Genomic DNA, 16,589 nt, shown 5'->3' with positions numbered 1-16,589 from the left:
TCGGATGATGAGGAGGAATCCCTCAGGTGCAGAAATCCACGGGTTTGCGCAATGCATGGCTGCCCCTGTTGATCGTCGCGGTTCTGGTGGTCGGCGGCTTTGCCGTGGCTCGGGTCAAGTCTTTCTTCGGCGCCCACGACACCGGCATCATGACCAGCCCGCGACTGGACGATTCCAAGCCGTTCAAGCCCAAAGTGGTCAAGTACGAGGTCTTCGGCTCGGCCCGCACCGCCAATGTGAACTACTTGGACCTGTCCGCCGACCCGAAGCGGGTCGACGACGCGCCATTGCCCTGGACGCTGGTGCTCAGCACGACCGCCCCCTCCGTCTTCCCGAACCTCTCGGCGCAGAGCGACGGTGATTCCCTCGGTTGTCGCATCACCATCGACGACGAAGTCAAGGCCGAGAACATGACCAACCGCGTGCACGCCCTGACCTTCTGCATGGTGAAATCCGCATGAGCACACACCTCCACGACGCCCGCACCGACACCATTCCCGTCGCCCCAGAACCGGTGCGGGACAAGATTCCGCGAATCATCCGAACCTTCGCGGTGCCCATCATCATCGGCTGGATCGCGCTGATCGGGGTGCTCAACGTCGTCGTCCCCCAGCTGGACGAGGTCGGGAAGATGCGCTCGGTGGAGATGACTCCCGACGATGCGCAATCGGTCGTCGCGACGAAGCGAATGGGCGCCATCTTCAACGAGTACAAGTCCAACAGCTCGGTCATGATCGTGCTCGAAGGCCAAAAGCCACTCGGCGCCGACGCGCATGCCTACTACGACCAGATGGTCAAGAAGCTCGATGCCGACACCAAACACGTTGAGCACGTTCAGGATATGTGGAGCGACCCACTCACGGGGGCGGGCGCACAGAGCAACGACGGCAAGGCCGCCTACGTTCAGGTGTATCTGGCCGGTAACCAGGGCGAAGCCCTGGCCAACGAATCGGTCGAGTCGGTCCAGAACATCGTCAAAAGCCTGACCCCACCCAAAGGGGTGAAGGCCTACGTCACCGGGCCCGCGGCCCTGTCAGCGGACCAGCACACGGCCGGCGACCGCAGCCTGCAGCTCATCACGGCGGCGACGTTCACGGTCATCATCGGGATGCTGCTCTTGGTCTACCGATCGGTCGTCACAGTCCTGCTCACGTTGCTGATGGTGGTCTTCGAGCTCTCCGCCGCGCGCGGCATGGTCGCTTTTCTGGGTTACTACAAGATCATTGGGCTCTCAACGTTCGCCACCAACCTGTTGGTCACGTTGGCGATCGCGGCCGCGACCGACTATGCGATCTTCTTGATCGGCCGATATCAGGAGGCCCGCGCCGTCGGCGAATCCCGCGAAGACGCGTACTACACCATGTACAAGGGCACGGCCCACGTGGTGCTGGGGTCGGGCCTGACCATCGCCGGTGCCACATTCTGCCTGCACTTCACCAACCTGCCGTATTTCCAGACACTGGGCATCCCGTTGGCCATCGGCATGGTGGTGGTCGTGGCGGCGGCGCTCACGCTGGGCCCCGCCGTCATTTCGGTGGCAACGCGATTCCGTAAGACGCTCGAGCCCAAGCGGACTCAGCGGATTCGCGGGTGGCGCAAGATCGGCGCCCTGGTGGTCCGCTGGCCCGGCCCGATCCTGGTGGTGACGATCGGGATCGCGCTCATCGGGTTGCTGACCTTGCCCGGATACCGCACCAACTACAACGACCGCAACTACCTGCCCGCCGATCTCCCCGCCAACGAGGGCTACGCGGCCGCGGACCGGCACTTCTCGCAGGCGCGAATGAATCCCGAAGTGCTGATGATCGAAAGCGACCACGACCTGCGCAACTCCGCGGACTTCTTGGTCATCGACAAGATCGCCAAAACGGTCTTCCGCGTGCCGGGAATCGGCCGCGTGCAAGCCATCACCCGGCCGCAGGGCACGCCGATCGAGCACACCTCGATCCCGTTCCAGATCAGCATGCAGGGCGTGACCCAGCAGATGAACCAGAAGTACCAGGAAGACCAGATGGCCGACATGCTGCACCAGGCCGACATGATGCAGACGACCATCGACAGCATGGAAAAGATGTCGAGCATCACCGCGCAGATGGCCAACGACATGCACCAGATGGTCAAGAAGATGCACGACATGACCATCGACATCAACGAATTGCGCCAGCACATGGCCGATTTCGAGGACTTCTTCCGGCCCATCCGCAGCTACCTGTACTGGGAACGGCACTGCTACGACATCCCGGTGTGCTGGTCACTGCGTTCGGTCTTCGACGGCCTGGACGGCATCGACATCATGACCGACGACATCGAGAGCCTGCTGCCGATCATGGATCACCTCGACACGTTGATGCCGCAGATGGTGGCGTTGATGCCGTCGATGATCGAGAACATGAAGGCCATGAAAACGACGATGCTGACCATGTATGCGACGCAGAAGGGTTTGCAGGACCAGCAGAACGAGGCGCAGAAGAACTCCAATGCGATGGGCAAGGCGTTCGATGCGTCCAAGAACGACGACTCGTTCTACCTGCCGCCGGAGACCTTCAACAACGCCGAGTTCAAGAAGGGGATGAAGAACTTCATCTCCCCCGACGGCCATGCCGTGCGCTTCATCATCAGCCATGACGGCGATCCGATGTCGCAGGAAGGCATTTCGCACATCAGCGCCATCAAGAAGGCCGCCTACGAAGCGCTCAAGGGCACGCCGCTGGAGGGCTCGAAGATCTATCTGGCGGGGACCGCGTCGATCTACAAAGATCTCAGCGACGGCAACACCTATGACCTGTTGATCGCCGGGATCTCGTCGCTGTGCTTGATCTTCATCATCATGCTGCTCATCACCCGCGGCGTGGTGGCGTCGGCGGTCATCGTGGGCACCGTGTTGCTCTCGCTCGGCGCGTCGTTCGGCCTGTCGGTGTTGATCTGGCAGCACCTCATCGGCATCGAGCTGCACTGGATGGTGCTCGCGATGTCGGTGATCATCCTGCTTGCCGTGGGCGCCGACTACAACCTGCTGCTGGTGGCGCGGTTCAAGGAGGAGATCCACGCCGGCCTGAACACCGGGATCATCCGTTCGATGGGTGGTACCGGCTCGGTGGTCACCTCGGCGGGCCTGGTGTTCGCGTTCACGATGATGACGATGGCGGTCAGCGAGCTGACGGTCATCGGCCAGGTCGGCACCACCATCGGGCTGGGTCTGCTGTTCGACACGCTGATCGTGCGCTCGTTGATGACCCCGTCGATCGCCGCACTGCTGGGCAAGTGGTTCTGGTGGCCCCAGCGGGTGCGGCAGCGCCCGGTTCCCTCGCCCTGGCCCAAGCCCAGTGCCGAGAAGTCGGCCCAGGAGGCCGAATCCCTCAGTCCCGCTAGGTAACCCAGTCCGGCTGCCCGGCGGTGTCGACCGCTGAGAAGTCCTTGTGGCCCAGGCCGGCGGTGGTGCCGCCGTCAACGACGAACTCCGAACCGGTCGAATAGCTGGACTCGTCGCTGGCCAGGTAGACGACCAGGTTGGAGACTTCCTGGGGCTGCGCGATCCGTCCCAGCGCGGTCTGGAAGATGTCCTCGGGAACCCATTCGGTCATCGGGGTCTTGATGAGCCCGGGATGGATCGAGTTCACCCGGATGCCGCTGGGCCCCAGTTCCAGCGCCGCCGACTTGGTCAGGCCCCGCACGGCGAACTTGGTGGCGGTGTATCCGTGGCAGGCGATGGTGCCGGCAATGCCCTCGATCGAGGAAATGTTGATGATCGATCCCCGGCCGGCTTCCTTCATCGGTTTGACCACGGCGCGGATTCCGAGGAACACGCCCGTCAGGTTGATGTCGAGGATGCGCTGCCACTCCGAGAGGGCATAGTCCTCGAGGGTGCCGACGTTGATGATGCCGGCGTTGTTGACGAGGATGTCGATCCGGCCGAATTCGCTCAGCGCGGTGGCCACCGCCGCGTCCCAATCCTCAGGCTTGGTGACGTCGAGGTGCAGGTAGCGGGTGGCGTCTCCGACCTCGGCCGCGACGGCCTTGCCCTCGTCGTCGAGGATGTCACCGAACACCACCTCGGCCCCCTCGGCCACCAGCGCCCGCACGTGCGAGGCCCCCATCCCCCGCGCGCCCCCGCTGATGAGCGCGACCTTCCCGGCCAGCCGTTCTGCCACTGCGATTCTCCCGTCGTGTGAGTCTTTAGCACCATACGTACCGAAGTTGATGTATGGCCATAGGCCACGCCAAGAGATGTGTCCGTCGACGACGTCGAAGATCGAACGTCAGGGTTTCACCCTGAGCACCACTTTGCCCATCGGGCCTTCGGCTAGGCGGTCGAAGGCCCGCGGCAGCTGATCGAAAGGAAACACGCGGTCTACCTGTGGCCGCGCTCCGGAGCGGGCCAAGATGGCCGTGAGGTCTCGCCACGCGGCATGGTTTTCTTCCGGCGTGTAGTACCCCACAGCCATTGCGCCGATCCTCAGCCGGCGAGAGAACAGCGTGCCCGTGTAGAAGTCGGGCACCGAACCTCCGAGCTCTCCGACCAAACTGATTCTGCCCAATTCGCCCATGGTTTCGATGACTTGGGGCAACAGCATTCCGCCAATGGTGTCCACCGCCAGGTTCACCCCTCGGAAACCCAATGCTTCCTGTGCGGCGGATGACCAAAGCGGATCCTCGGGGCTGAACGTGAAAGCTGCTCCGAACTCCCGTAATCGACGCTGCTTCTCTTCGCTGCGCGAGAGCGCGACGACCGTGTGGCCCATGGCCACCGCCAGCTGAACCGCCGCGAGCCCCACGCCTCCGGATGCGCCGGTGACTAAGACCACCGAGTTTGGTTTGAGCGGCTCCCACATGCTCAGCGCATGGTAGGCCGAGAGGTAGACGAGGGTCGCGCCCGACGATTCTTCTTCGGTCCAGCCAGCGGGAACCTCGACCAAAGTGCGTGCCGACATCGACACTCGCTCGGCGAAGGTGCCCCATCGATAAACACCAACGTCGCCGCGCAGAATGACGCGCTGGTCGCCCACGTGCACATCCGTGACACCGTTACCGACTTGGACGATCGTTCCGACACCGTCTCGCCCCAGCACATGGGGCAAAGTAGGATCTACCGGATAGGGATAGCGCCTTTCGGCCAACATCCGATCGGCCGGATTCAAAGCCGCGTAATGGATTTCCATCACGACTTCGCCTTCTTGCGGCACCGGGTCGGGCGACTCGGACAGGCGCAGATGGTCCATTCCCTGCTGTCCGTCCCACAGCCACGCCTTCATGTCCGCCTCCCCTTCGAGCTTTACTGACCGCCACGATGCGGTCAACCACCGCGCTTAGCGCTGTAATCCCAACGTCGCGTGCGTATGAGCACATGGTGCAAGTTCCGGCGGAGGGCGGTAGGGCGCGAACCCGCAACGTCTAGCCCACGACGTCGAACACCGCCGCCGCCGAGGTGACGGCCTTGTCCGCGTTCCCCTCGTCGTGCAGCAGCATCCGCACCCCGACGCGTCCCGACGCACCCGGGTGCGCGGTGCCCTCGACGCGGAAGGGGCCCACCTTGCCGCGCGACATGAACATGACGTGCCAGCTGACCACTTGCAGCCTCCGCGTGCCGGCGACCTCGGCGGCCAGGTCGATCGCCGCGGTTTCGAGGACGACGTGTTGGGGTCCGATGTGCAGCGCGGCGTCCGGGGACGCCAGCTCGGTACTCAGTTCGGGCAGGATCCAGCGGCCGTCGCCGCGCTTGCTGGCGCCGAAAGCCTGCCACAGCGGGGGCAGGTCCGGCGAATCCTCGATCACCAGTTCGGTGCCCGCGACATCCATCCGGCCCAGGCCGTCCGGCGGAATGCCGATGATCGCCCCCTGCCCCTCGTTGAAGGCGATCACCCGGCCCGGGTTGTCGGCGTCGACGATCTTGCACCGCCCATAACCCATGGTGCGGCCCTGATGCACGATGCCGGAGCCGACGATCTCGACCCGGTTGACGTCGTAGCCGGGGTCGATGATCTGCACCGAGGCGATGACCGGATTGGGCACCGCGACCATGTCGGTCTGGCAGCCCTCCGGTGAGGAAATGGCCAACGGCGCCACCATGATTCCGCCGGCCTCGTTGCGCATGTCCCGGCGAATGACGACGGTGTCGTCCACCTCGCCGAGATCCATCGAGGAGTGTTTGCGGCCGATGTAGCGGTAGCTGAGCAGGCCGGTCCAGCGCCGGTACAGTTCGTCCCGGTAAGCATCGGAATCTCCTGCCAATTCCCGGATGTCACGAAGCTGGTCGCTCAATTCCGACCTCCTTCAGGCTTTTCCGTGCCGCACCTGGTTGAACGGCACGCCGCGGTCGGCGGCGTACTCTCGCGGGAAGTTGAGGACCCGCTCCCCGATGACGTTGCGCGCCATCTCGGTGGTACCGCCACCGATGCTGGCGGTCTGACGGCCGAGGTAGCGGGTGCCGATGTCGAACAGCCCCGCCGCGTCGTCGACGACTGCCGACGGCCCGCAGACCGCCAGCGCCGTGTCGATTTCGACGTCGTGCACTTCGGCCATGTACAGCCGAATGATCGATCCGGCGGCGGGCGGCAATGACCCGTCAACCACGGAGTGGAACACATGCTCGCTGAGTTGTCCGCGCACGGCCCGGTGGACCAGGGCCCGGCCCACCATCTCGCGGATTCGTTCGTTGCCGCCCTGGTTCGTCTTTTCGACCAGGGACAGCAGGTCGACCGAAACGTCTTCGGCCTCAGCGATTCCCGGCCCGCTGGTGTACTCCGATCCGTCACCCATCGTGCGGCGCTCGTGGTAGAGCTGCCGCGAGGCGACGTCCCATCCTTTCCCCGGCTCTCCTACCACGGCGTCGTCACCGACGTCGACGTCGTCGAAGAATTCCTCGCAGAACTCGACGGAGCCGTTGACCTGCTTGATGCGGTTGATCGTGACCCCGGGATGCCGGAGCGGCACCAGGAACATCGTCAGCCCTTCATGTTTGGGCACGCCCCAGTCGGTGCGGGCCAGGCACAGGCCGTAGTCGGCGGCGAACGCCCACGTGCTCCACGTCTTGGCGCCGTTGATGATCCATCGCCCGTCCCGGCGGTCGGCACGGGTGAGGACGCCGGCCAGATCCGACCCGCCGCTGGGCTCCGACAGCAGCTGCACCAGCACCTCGTCACCACGCAGCGCGGCGGCGATGTGGGTGCGCTTCTGCTCCTCGCTGCCCATGTCGAGGATCGTCGCGCAGCAGATCGCGAAGGACGGAACGTTGAGCATGAGCGGGGTCTCGTAGGCCAGGGCCTCGGCGTCGAACGCCTTCTTGTATTCGTAGCCCCAGCCCAGTCCGCCGTATTCGCGCGGAAAGCAGATGCCGGCGAATCCGCCGTCGTACAGCCTCTTTTGGAGCTCGCGGGCGCGCTGCCACGAGGTGAGCGCGTCGCGCTGCAAGGGCATCGCGTCCGCGGAATCCAGGCGCGGCAGGTTCGCGGCGAGCCAGGCCCTGGCCCGGGCCCGGAATTCCTCGACCGACTCCGACGTCACCGGATGGCCTCCCGTTCGAGCGTCGACCTTGTGCTGGGCGACTGTACAGCACCGCTCCGGCGGCTGTACAGGTTGGCGCGTTAGGAGCGGTTCAGCTCGGCCGCGGCGCGAATCAACGCCTTCAATGCCTTCTCGTCAACCTGGTCACCCTCGTGAAAGTCGATCACGCGTCTGGTGTTGCCGTCGAGACTGGAGTTGAACAGGCCGGCGGGGTCATCGAGCGAGGCTCCCTTGGCGAAGGTCATCTTCACGGCGCTTTTGTAGGTCTCGCCGGTGCAGATCATTCCGTCGTGGTACCAGACCGGGACGCCCCGCCACTTCCACTCCTCGATCACGTCGGGAACCGCGTCCTTGATGAGTTCCCTGATGCGGGCGAGCGTTTCGCCGCGCCAATCCCCCAACTCCTTGATCCTGGCGTCGATTAGCTCAGCGGGAGACTTCGTCACGGCTTCGCCCTCGGAGTTGGCCATGGTGCCTCGCTTTCCGATGCGGTCGCCCGCCGGACCGTACATCACCGGTGTTTGCCCGGCCCGGTAGTGTGCGGTCGACTCATGACACATCCCTTCGACGACGCCATCCGCCTGGACGCGACGGGCACGCACGTGCGGCGTGGGCGTACCCATCCCGAATGGACCAACATGGTGGGGCCCTTCGGCGGAATCACCGCCGCCGCGGTGCTGCACGCCATCGAGTCGCACCCCGACCGCCTCGGCGAGCCGCTGGCGTTGACGGTCAACTACGCCGCGCCGATCGCCGACGGCGACTTCGACGTCTCACTGCGCACCGCACGCACGAATCGCTCCAACCAGCACTGGATCGCCGAACTCGACCAGGACGGAGACGTCAAGACCACGGCGACCGCATTGTTCGCCCTGCGCCGCGACAGCTGGGCCGACACCGAAAGCCGCCCGCCGAGCGCGCCCGCCCCGGAGCGACTGCCCCGTACCGATCCGGCCGAGTCCGATGGACGAGCCTCTACGACATGCGACTCGCCGAAGGCGCCATGCCAGGCAAAGGCGGACACACGCCAACCGATTCAGTCGCGGCTACTTCGACCAGAGCGCACAGGTGTGGACACGGGATGGCGTGCTGCTGGCCACCACGCACCAGATGGTCTACTTCAAAGGCTGAGAGGTTTACACTTCGCCAGGGAAACGTCACGCAGAGCCGCATAGAATCGAGCCGCAATGACAGAGCGCGGGCAGGGCATCGTCGCCGACGCGGACGCCGCCACGCTGCTGGCCATCGAAGCCATCAAGCAGCTCAAGGCCCGCTACTGCCGCTACCTCGACACCAAGGACTGGGCGGCGTGGCGGACCATCTTCAGCGATGACTTCGTCAGCGACACGGCCGAGGCCGGCGGCAAGGTGATCGAGGGCGCCGACGAGTTCGTGGCGTTCACGCGCAAGGCCCTCGGGCGGCGGGCACAGGCCACCGCGCACCAGGTGCACTCTCCCGAAATCACGCCCACGTCGGCGACGACCGCGCGCGGGGTGTGGGCGCTGCAAGACGTCGTCCGATTCGGCCCCGGCGTGACGCTGGTCGGCTACGGCCATTACCACGAGACCTACGAGAACATCGCCGGCCAGTGGTTCATCAAGAGCTCCAAGCTGACTCGACTGCGAGAGGATATCGTCACTCCCGTGTATTCGCTTTACGTCTCCGACCGGATCCGCCGGGCGATCGGCAGGGTCGCCACCGTGGCGATGGGCCGGTGAGCGAGCCCATGACCGCGTCCACCGTTCTGGTCACCGGCGCGTTCGGACAAATCGGCAAACGCTGCACCCAGATCCTGCTCGAGCGGGGACGCACCGTCATCGCGCTGGATCTGCGCACCGACAACACCCTCGCCGTCGAAAAGGAGCTGGCCGCCGCCCGTCACCCGGGAACGCTGATTCCGGCCTATGCCGATCTGCTGGATGCCGAGGCGCTGCGTGACCTCGTCGCGACCCATCAACCCGACGCGATCGTTCACCTCGCCGCCGTCGTGTCCCCGCTGTCGTATCGCAAACCCGCGCTGGCCCGCAAGGTGAATGTGGGTGGCACGGAGAATCTCCTGGCAGCCTGCGCCGCCCTCCCCCGGCCGCCGTTGTTCCTGATGGCGTCCAGCGCCGCGGTGTACGGGTCGCGCAACCCCTACCGCCAGCCCGAGCGGATCACCCCCGACACCCCGGTGAATCCCATCGATCAATACGGTCAGGACAAGGTGCTCGCCGAGGCGGCGATCCGCGCCAGCGGCCTGCCGTATGCGCTCTTCCGGCTGGGCGGGGTCATCTCGCCGGATACGCACACGACGGTCAACGGCGACTCCCTGCTGCTGATGCGCTCGATGCCCGGAGACAACCGCATGCACGCGGTGGACGCGCGCGACGTGGCGCTGGCCTTCGCCAACGGCGTCGATCGGCAAGCCGGCATCGCCGGCAAGGTGCTACTGATCGGCGGCAACGAGTCGTATGTGCTCACCCAGCGCGAGCTCGAGGACGGTCTCATGGAAGCCGTCGGACTGGGCGGCCTCGGCCCGTCGGCGAGCCTGCCCGGCGATCCCGGCGACGACCGCGGCTGGAGCTTCACCGGCTGGTATGACACCACAGAAGCCCAGGCGCTGCTCGATTTCCAGGAACACGACTGGTCGCAGACGCTGGCCTGGATCGCCGAGACGCAGGGCCGCCTGCGCATAGTGGTGCGGCTGCTGAGCCCGGTGTTGCGGCCGGTCTTGCGGGCCGTCCTGATGGTGCAGCGCCGGCTCGAGGGACGAGGCCCCTACGCCGACCCGTGGGCGTTGATCGAAAAGAAGTATGGCACCGCGGCGCTCGCCGGCGCCGACTAACAAGTCAGCTGGCGACGCTCGCTATTGCGCCGCACCATGATTCGCACCTCGCCGCTCGCGCCGATCACCGGCTTCTGCGTCGCCATCAGCGGTCGATCCATTCCATCTGCGCGTCGGCGTGATGGCCGCCTCGGGGCGGGGTGAGCCGGTCGAGCCGGGACAGCTGCTCGGGTGTCAGTTCGACGGAGTCGGCACCGACGTTTTCCTCGAGCCGCGCCACGCGCTTGGTCCCCGGAATCGGCACGATGTCGGGACCTTTCGCCAACAGCCAGGCCAGAGCGACCTGAGCCGGCGTCGCACCGACGTCAGCGCTGATGGCGCGCAATTCGTCGGCGCTTTGCAGGTTGTGCCGGAAATTCTCGTCGAAAAACCGCGGATTGGTCTTGCGGTAGTCACTGTCCGGCAACCCCTCGGTGGAGCGAATGGCGCCAGTGAGAAAGCCGCGGCCCAGCGGTGAGTAGGCGACGAAGCCGATCCCCAATTCGCGCAGTAGCGGCAAGATCTCGTCCTCCTGGTCGCGCGTCCACAGCGAATATTCGGATTGCACCGCGGTGATCGGATGCACCGCGTGCGCGCGCCGGATGGTGTTCACACCGACCTCCGACAGGCCGATGTGCCGGACCTTCCCTGCGACGACCAGCTCCGCCAACGCGCCGATCGTGTCTTCGATCGGGGTGCCGCGGTCAAGGCGGTGCTGATAGTAGAGATCGATGCGGTCGGTGGCCAGCCTTTGCAGCGAACCGTCGACGGCGATGCGGATGTTGGCGGGGCTGCTGTCCAGGCCGTTGCGCCCCGTGTGCGAGATCAGGCCGAACTTGGTGGCCAGCACCACCTGATCGCGGCGACCCCGCAGGGCCCGGGCGAGCAGCTCTTCGTTGAGGTAGGGGCCATACACCTCGGCCGTGTCGATCAGCGTGACGCCCAGGTCGACGGCGCGGTGGACGGTGCGGATCGCCTCGGCCTCGTCGCTGCCGGCGCCGGCGTAGGCCACGGACATGCCCATGGCGCCCAGGCCCAGGCGACCGACCTCCAGGTTGGCAAGGCGAGCTTGTTTCATGGCGTCATTGTGCGCTCAGCGACTTCAGGCCATGGGACGGGTAGCGTTGCGCGAGTGCACCGCATCCATCTAGTCGCGATCCGATGGACGACGTAGAAACGACGCGACCGGCCCGCAATCTGGCGGTGGACTTGTACCGCGCGTCGGGCGTGGTCCTCATCGTTCTGGGCCACTGGCTGGCCGGTTCCGTGACCTACCACCAGGGTCAATTCGGCCGCGAGAACCCGCTGTTCGACATGCCGTGGACGCAATGGCTGACCTGGATCTTCCAGGCGGTCCCGGTGTTCTTCTTCGTGGCCGGTTACGCGGGAGCCGTGTCGTGGGCGCATCGCCGGGAGGGGGGCAGCTTCTCGCGCCAGGCGTGGATTCGGCACCGGCTGGCTCGGGTGCTGGGGCCGACGACGGTCTACGTCGCGCTCGTTTCGCTGATCGTGGTGGTGCTCCAGGCCCGGCAGGTGGCGGGCACGGTGCTGGAGTACGCGGGGTGGGCGGTGGCCATGCACCTGTGGTTTCTCGCTGTGTACGTGCTGGTGGTGTCGCTGACGCCGATTGCCGTTGCGGCGCATCGGCGTTGGGGCCTGAAGGTGCCGGCATTGCTGGCCGCCGGGGTCGTGCTGATCGACGCCGTGTCGCTCGCGGGCCACGTCCCCTACATCGGTTCGCTGAACTACCTGTTGTGCTGGGGCCTGCTCTACCAGCTCGGGATCGCCTGGCAGGGTGGGCTGTTGGCCGGCCGCAGACCGGTGCTGCTCGCCGCCGGTTCGGCCGTCGCCCTGGCACTGCTGATCCGGGTGGGGCCGTATCCGGTGAGCATGATCGGCGTTCCCGGGGAAGCGATCGAGAACACCACGCCCCCCACGGTGGCGATGATGGCGTTCGCCTGCACGCAAGCCGGGGCGGCGATGGCCCTCGCGGCGATACTCGACCGCGTCCTGCACCACGGCTGGGTTCAGCGCGTGTTGTCGACCGCCAATGAAAACGTGATGGCGCTTTACCTGTGGCACATGATTCCGGTGGTCGTCGTCGCGATCGTCGCTTATCCGGCCGGCCTGATCCCCCAGCCCCACGAGGGTACTGCGGCCTGGTGGCTGGTTCGGCTGGAGTGGATCACGATCCTGAGCGTGGTGACGGCGGCCGAATTGGTGCTGCTGTGGTGGCAACGGCGGGTCTTCGCGGTTCCGCTGCCGACGTTCGGGCTACCGCTCGGCGATCGGTGGGGTGAGGCGATCATGCTGTCCGGCGCGGTCCTGGCCGCCGTGGGTCTGCACCTGCTGGCCCAGGGCGGCTTCGCGCCGGATGGGTGGTTCTCCTGGCCGACCGCGGCGGTGTTCGCCGCCGGCGTGGTATTGGTGGCGTTGCGGCCCAAGACGCCGTCGCCCGTGACCGGCCTGGAGGCTCAGCGGCGCCCAGGCGCCTAGCGGTGGGCCCACCCTCCCTCGCCCGCAAAGTCCCGCCAAAGATAGCGGACCTGGATTGCGACAAGGTGCCGCCCGGCCTCACGACATCGCGGTGTGTCCGGCTAAACGACTAACGACCCCTTGATTGGGGTCGTAGTGCCCTGGGCGGGAGGGCACCCGGGGAGAAAACGTTTCCGTCAAGCCTCGGATTAGTCGAACAGTTGAGCCTAGGCTAGACGCAGACACCCTCGCTAAGGGAGTACATAGATGTCACACGCTACGCTCCACACCAATCACATCCCTCAGCGGCGCGCGGAGGATGCCAAGCTTCTGAAGGAATCCGGGGTACACAAGCTCGTCGTCACCGATCGTGCCGGGAACTGTTTGGCGTTCTTATTGGCTTGGGAAAGCTTCGACTACGACGCCGACACGGATACCTATGTGTGCGTGGCCGATGGCGATGGCAGAGAGCTGATGACGGTGTACACCGCCGGCGAGATCAAGCCGACGGCCCACGAGAACACGTATGTGGTGACCGCGCCGGAAAGTTTCGGCGGCCCCAGGGCGCTGTAGCCGCGCCGACCGACGGGCCCGACCTGCCGACGGCGGGTCTTTGCACGCCTTCTTGGTACGGTCGCCCAGGAGCTGACCGCCAAATCCACCCATGGGGCTGATCCCCGCCGGCTGATGGCACGCGGCTGTCACCCCCCGCGGCACACTTTGCGGGAGCTTGACATCGCGAAACTTATGATAGACCGTTCGTACGGTTAGTTTGAGCCGAAGGTGGAAGATGCCCCGATCGCCTGGCAGACGCGGCGAGATCTTCGACGCGTTTGTCCGTTACGTCGCCGAACGCGGCTACGACAGAACGAATATGGGCGACATTGCCGACGAGCTCGGCATGTCGAAGGGCACCATCGTTCATCACTTCGGGACCAAAGCACAGATGTTGCGCGAGCTCGAAGAGACCCACCTTGCGCGCCAACTCGATGCGCTGCAGATGGCGTGGGCCCGCCTGTCCGCGCCGCACGAACGCATCGCCGCAATCATCTACGCTTCCGCGCTGCTCCAAGTGGTCGCCCGCGACGCGACGGTGGCCAGCCAGCGCGAAGTGGTTCAACTGTTCGATGACCCCGCCATGCAGCAGGTGCGCAAGTTGCGGGATCAGTTGCAGGCCTTGGTCGTCGACGAGATCCGCACCGGAATAGAGAGCGGCGTGTTCCGAAGCGTCGACGTCGACCTGGCGGCTCTGCAGCTGTGGGGATCGCTGCAGTGGATGTGGGTCTGGTTCGATCCCGCCGGTTCCCGGACGCCCCGAACAGGTCGGTGCCGCGTTCGTCGACGTCTTCCTCGGCGGGCTGCTTTTGGACCGACTGGCACTCGGCAAGTGGGCGAATCCCTCCGCCGACATCGTCTCCGTCGTGCGCGAATGCCTGGCCGCGGTCACGAATTCTGCTGATTGACCGACCTGTAATGCCTTGTGCTGGTGGGTAACCGGCGCGAACCAGTTTCCCGCGTAATTTCCTTGGCCGTCCTTGGCGCAGCGTAGGTGAGCTCCGAAGCGCGGTCACCGTCGCCGTACGGGCGGTCGGTATTAGGGGCTTCCCATCTTCTCCGTCTGCCCGGTGGGTAGCGCATGCCAAAACCCGCATGAAGCCCAAAGGGCCTGGTAACTGCCCGAACAATGCGATTTCGATCCGAGACGTTGTTCGCACCGTTTTGTGGTGCAATTTCGGCTAGTGTGGCAGTTGTTGACTGACCGTACGGTCTGATGCAATAGTGACTCGGTGGCGCAAACGAGGGCGGTATGGATCTGAGAGCACGGTCCCGAGGTGCCGGTCGGGGGAATCACCTGATCGACCGGCGTCGGAAGCAAGGTGGTATGGCCAGCCGCGGAAAACATGGAACGGCGTTGCGGCGAAGCTCAGAGAGCACGATTTCGCGGCGCGCTTCCGTCACTCGTTATACGGAATCTTCTGTGCTGCATAGCTTTTCGGTGCGTCATCGCCCGGCCGATCGGCCTGCGACGCGGTATCACGGTCACGCTCACGCACTTCGTCCCGTGCCCGCGCGCGGCCCGCTTGACCGCGCAGTGTCCACCTCGCGACTGATCGCGCGGTCGACGCAGGGGCGGCGCGGATGACCACCTCACACCTGACCGCCAGCAAAATTGGCCAGCGGATTCGACCGGGCACGGAAGTGGCCGGCGGGTTCTTCCGGATGTGCGTGCTGACCGGCAAAGCGCTCAGGCAGCCGTTCGAGTGGCGCGAGTTCATCTGGAATGGCTGGTTTCTCATGCGGGTGTCGCTATTGCCCACCATCGCGGTCTCCATCCCGGAAACCGTGCTCCTCATCTTCACGCTCAACCTCCTGCTGGCCGAGATCGGCGCCGCCGACGTCTCGGGCGCCGGTGCCGCGATCGGCGCGGTCACCCAGCTCGGCCCGATCGTGACGGTCCTGGTGGTCGCCGGCGCGGGCGGCACCGCCATCTGCGCCGACCTCGGGGCGCGAACCATCCGCGAGGAGATCGATGCGCTGGAGGTGCTCGGCATCGACCCGATCCACCGGCTGGTGGTGCCGCGCGTCGTCGCCTCAACTCTCGTCGCGGTGCTGCTCAACGGTCTCGTGGTCGCCGTCGGCCTGGGGGGCGGCTACCTGTTCAGCGTGTACCTGCAGAACGTCTCGAGCGGTGCCTACCTGTCCACACTCACGGCGCTCACCGGCCTGCCCGAGGTGGTGATCGCGTTTGTCAAGGCGGCGACGTTCGGGCTGATCGCCGGCCTGGTCGGCTGTTACCGCGGGCTCATCGTTCGCGGCGGGTCCAAGGGTTTGGGCACCGCCGTCAACGAGACGGTCGTGCTGTGCTTCATCGCGCTGTTCGCGGTGAACGCGGCGCTGACCACCATCGGCGTCCGGTTCGGAACGGGGCGCTGACATGACCGCGGCCACCGGGGTTCCCGCCCGGCACCTGCACTTTCCGCGGGCCGCCCTCACCCGCTACGGGGAAGCTCCCGACCGGGTACTGGTGGAAATCGGGCAGATGGTCTGGTTCGCCCTGAGCGCAATCGGGCAGATCCCGTTCGCCGTGCACCGCTACCGCAAGGAGCTGCTGCGCATGGTGGCCCAGATGGGAATGGGCACCGGCGCGATGGCGGTGGTCGGCGGCACCGCGGCCATCGTCGGCTTCATCACCCTGTCCGCGGGCTCACTGGTCGCGATTCAGGGCTACGCGACGCTGGGCAACATCGGTGTCGAGGCATTCACCGGATTCTTGGCGGCATTGGTCAACGTGCGGTTCGTGGCGCCGGTGGCCGCCGGCCAGGCGCTGGCCGCCACCGTCGGCGCCGGCGCGACCGCCGAGTTGGGCGCCATGCGGATCAGCGAGGAGATCGACGCGCTCGAGGTGATGAGTATCCGGTCGGTCCCCTTCCTGGCGTCCACCCGGGTCGTGGCCGGGCTGATCGTGATCATCCCGCTCTACGGGTTGGCGATGACCATGGCCTTCCTGTCGCAGCAGGTCACCACGGTTTTGCTGTACGGGCAGTCCATCGGCACGTACAACCACTACTTCCACACATTCCTGCGCCTCAACGACGTGGCCTGGTCGTTCGCCGAGGTCATCCTGGTTGCCGTGGTCGTCATGACCACCCACTGCTACTACGGCTACACCGCCACCGGCGGGCCGGTGGGCGTCGGCGAAGCGGTGGGCCGGTCGATGCGGCTGTCGTTGATCACGATCGTCGTGGTGGTCGTTCTGACCGCGATGGCGGTGTACGGCAAAACCCCGAACTTCAACCTCACCGTCTAGCCG

The 16,589-nt window shown here is 65.6% G+C and carries 15 protein-coding genes and 1 pseudogene; 10 read left to right on the top strand and 6 right to left on the bottom strand.

Annotation, left to right across the window (positions count from 1 at the left end; all coding sequences use genetic code 11):
* Positions 1-44 precede the first annotated feature (44 nt).
* Positions 45-461, top strand: a complete 417-nt coding sequence (locus U8D42_RS08275) for an MmpS family transport accessory protein (RefSeq protein ID WP_085239977.1) — start codon at positions 45-47, stop codon at positions 459-461.
* On the top strand, positions 458-3,373 hold the full coding sequence (locus U8D42_RS08270) for an RND family transporter (RefSeq protein WP_322860677.1): 2,916 nt from the start codon (positions 458-460) through the stop codon (positions 3,371-3,373). The genes U8D42_RS08275 and U8D42_RS08270 overlap by 4 nt, the downstream gene beginning before the upstream one ends.
* Here the strand turns inward: U8D42_RS08270 and U8D42_RS08265 are convergent.
* The 5 genes from U8D42_RS08265 to U8D42_RS08245 all read right to left on the bottom strand — a co-directional run bounded on the left by U8D42_RS08265 (position 3,366) and on the right by U8D42_RS08245 (position 7,967).
* Positions 3,366-4,148: an SDR family oxidoreductase gene (locus tag U8D42_RS08265; protein ID WP_322860676.1), complete on the bottom strand. Its 783-nt coding sequence runs from the start codon at positions 4,146-4,148 to the stop codon at positions 3,366-3,368. The genes U8D42_RS08270 and U8D42_RS08265 overlap by 8 nt on opposite strands.
* 108 nt (positions 4,149-4,256) lie before the next feature.
* On the bottom strand, positions 4,257-5,249 hold the full coding sequence (locus U8D42_RS08260; RefSeq protein ID WP_322860675.1) for a quinone oxidoreductase family protein: 993 nt from the start codon (positions 5,247-5,249) through the stop codon (positions 4,257-4,259).
* A gap of 139 nt (positions 5,250-5,388) precedes the next feature.
* Entirely contained in the window at positions 5,389-6,255 is an 867-nt protein-coding gene (locus tag U8D42_RS08255; RefSeq protein ID WP_322860674.1) for a hypothetical protein, read from the bottom strand.
* 12 nt (positions 6,256-6,267) lie between these two features.
* On the bottom strand, positions 6,268-7,497 hold the full coding sequence (locus tag U8D42_RS08250) for an acyl-CoA dehydrogenase family protein (RefSeq protein WP_322860673.1): 1,230 nt from the start codon (positions 7,495-7,497) through the stop codon (positions 6,268-6,270).
* A gap of 80 nt (positions 7,498-7,577) precedes the next feature.
* On the bottom strand, positions 7,578-7,967 hold the full coding sequence (locus U8D42_RS08245; RefSeq protein WP_322860672.1) for a DUF1801 domain-containing protein: 390 nt from the start codon (positions 7,965-7,967) through the stop codon (positions 7,578-7,580).
* A gap of 81 nt (positions 7,968-8,048) precedes the next feature.
* Here U8D42_RS08245 and U8D42_RS08240 point away from each other — a divergent pair.
* From U8D42_RS08240 to U8D42_RS08230, 3 genes and pseudogenes are all read left to right on the top strand, one after another.
* Positions 8,049-8,628 (top strand): annotated as a pseudogene (locus tag U8D42_RS08240) (acyl-CoA thioesterase).
* 56 nt (positions 8,629-8,684) lie between these two features.
* On the top strand, positions 8,685-9,215 hold the full coding sequence (locus tag U8D42_RS08235) for a nuclear transport factor 2 family protein (protein WP_322860670.1): 531 nt from the start codon (positions 8,685-8,687) through the stop codon (positions 9,213-9,215).
* 8 nt (positions 9,216-9,223) lie between these two features.
* Positions 9,224-10,324, top strand: coding sequence for an NAD-dependent epimerase/dehydratase family protein (locus tag U8D42_RS08230; protein WP_322860669.1), 1,101 nt, complete (start codon positions 9,224-9,226; stop codon positions 10,322-10,324).
* 85 nt (positions 10,325-10,409) lie between these two features.
* On the opposite strand, the gene U8D42_RS08225 is transcribed toward U8D42_RS08230, so the two are convergent.
* The gene (locus U8D42_RS08225) at positions 10,410-11,381 is read right to left on the bottom strand and encodes an aldo/keto reductase (protein WP_322860668.1); all 972 of its coding nucleotides are present in this window, start codon (positions 11,379-11,381) and stop codon (positions 10,410-10,412) included.
* 83 nt (positions 11,382-11,464) lie between these two features.
* Between U8D42_RS08225 and U8D42_RS08220 the strand changes: the two genes are divergently transcribed.
* The 5 genes from U8D42_RS08220 (at position 11,465) to U8D42_RS08200 (ending at position 16,586) form a co-directional block, all read left to right on the top strand.
* Positions 11,465-12,799 (top strand): acyltransferase family protein, encoded by a 1,335-nt coding sequence (locus U8D42_RS08220; protein WP_322860667.1) that lies wholly within the window; start codon positions 11,465-11,467, stop codon positions 12,797-12,799.
* A 246-nt stretch (positions 12,800-13,045) separates the two neighbouring features.
* Positions 13,046-13,351 (top strand): hypothetical protein, encoded by a 306-nt coding sequence (locus tag U8D42_RS08215; protein WP_085239910.1) that lies wholly within the window; start codon positions 13,046-13,048, stop codon positions 13,349-13,351.
* Between the two features lie 301 nt (positions 13,352-13,652).
* Positions 13,653-14,237: a TetR/AcrR family transcriptional regulator gene (locus tag U8D42_RS08210; RefSeq protein WP_322860666.1), complete on the top strand. Its 585-nt coding sequence runs from the start codon at positions 13,653-13,655 to the stop codon at positions 14,235-14,237.
* Positions 14,238-14,998: 761 nt separating this feature from the next.
* On the top strand, positions 14,999-15,712 hold the full coding sequence (locus tag U8D42_RS08205) for an MlaE family ABC transporter permease (protein ID WP_369830152.1): 714 nt from the start codon (positions 14,999-15,001) through the stop codon (positions 15,710-15,712).
* 1 nt (position 15,713) lies between these two features.
* Positions 15,714-16,586 (top strand): ABC transporter permease, encoded by an 873-nt coding sequence (locus U8D42_RS08200; protein WP_085239907.1) that lies wholly within the window; start codon positions 15,714-15,716, stop codon positions 16,584-16,586.
* Positions 16,587-16,589: the final 3 nt, after the last annotated feature.

Source organism: Mycobacterium europaeum, assembly GCF_034555895.2.
Taxonomy (GTDB): Bacteria; Actinomycetota; Actinomycetes; order Mycobacteriales; family Mycobacteriaceae; genus Mycobacterium; species Mycobacterium europaeum.
Note: the sequence above shows the minus strand (reverse complement) of the source record. Positions and strands in the feature narration are given on the sequence as shown.

Coding starts and splice junctions, on each gene's coding strand:
- U8D42_RS08270 (WP_322860677.1), top strand. CDS start 458: ATGAGCACACACCTCCACGACGCCCGCACCGACACCATTCCCGTCGCC.
- U8D42_RS08260 (WP_322860675.1), bottom strand. CDS start 5,249: ATGAAGGCGTGGCTGTGGGACGGACAGCAGGGAATGGACCATCTGCGC.
- U8D42_RS08245 (WP_322860672.1), bottom strand. CDS start 7,967: ATGGCCAACTCCGAGGGCGAAGCCGTGACGAAGTCTCCCGCTGAGCTA.
- U8D42_RS08235 (WP_322860670.1), top strand. CDS start 8,685: ATGACAGAGCGCGGGCAGGGCATCGTCGCCGACGCGGACGCCGCCACG.
- U8D42_RS08230 (WP_322860669.1), top strand. CDS start 9,224: ATGACCGCGTCCACCGTTCTGGTCACCGGCGCGTTCGGACAAATCGGC.
- U8D42_RS08225 (WP_322860668.1), bottom strand. CDS start 11,381: ATGAAACAAGCTCGCCTTGCCAACCTGGAGGTCGGTCGCCTGGGCCTG.
- U8D42_RS08220 (WP_322860667.1), top strand. CDS start 11,465: ATGGACGACGTAGAAACGACGCGACCGGCCCGCAATCTGGCGGTGGAC.
- U8D42_RS08215 (WP_085239910.1), top strand. CDS start 13,046: ATGTCACACGCTACGCTCCACACCAATCACATCCCTCAGCGGCGCGCG.
- U8D42_RS08210 (WP_322860666.1), top strand. CDS start 13,653: ATGGGCGACATTGCCGACGAGCTCGGCATGTCGAAGGGCACCATCGTT.
- U8D42_RS08205 (WP_369830152.1), top strand. CDS start 14,999: ATGTGCGTGCTGACCGGCAAAGCGCTCAGGCAGCCGTTCGAGTGGCGC.
- U8D42_RS08200 (WP_085239907.1), top strand. CDS start 15,714: ATGACCGCGGCCACCGGGGTTCCCGCCCGGCACCTGCACTTTCCGCGG.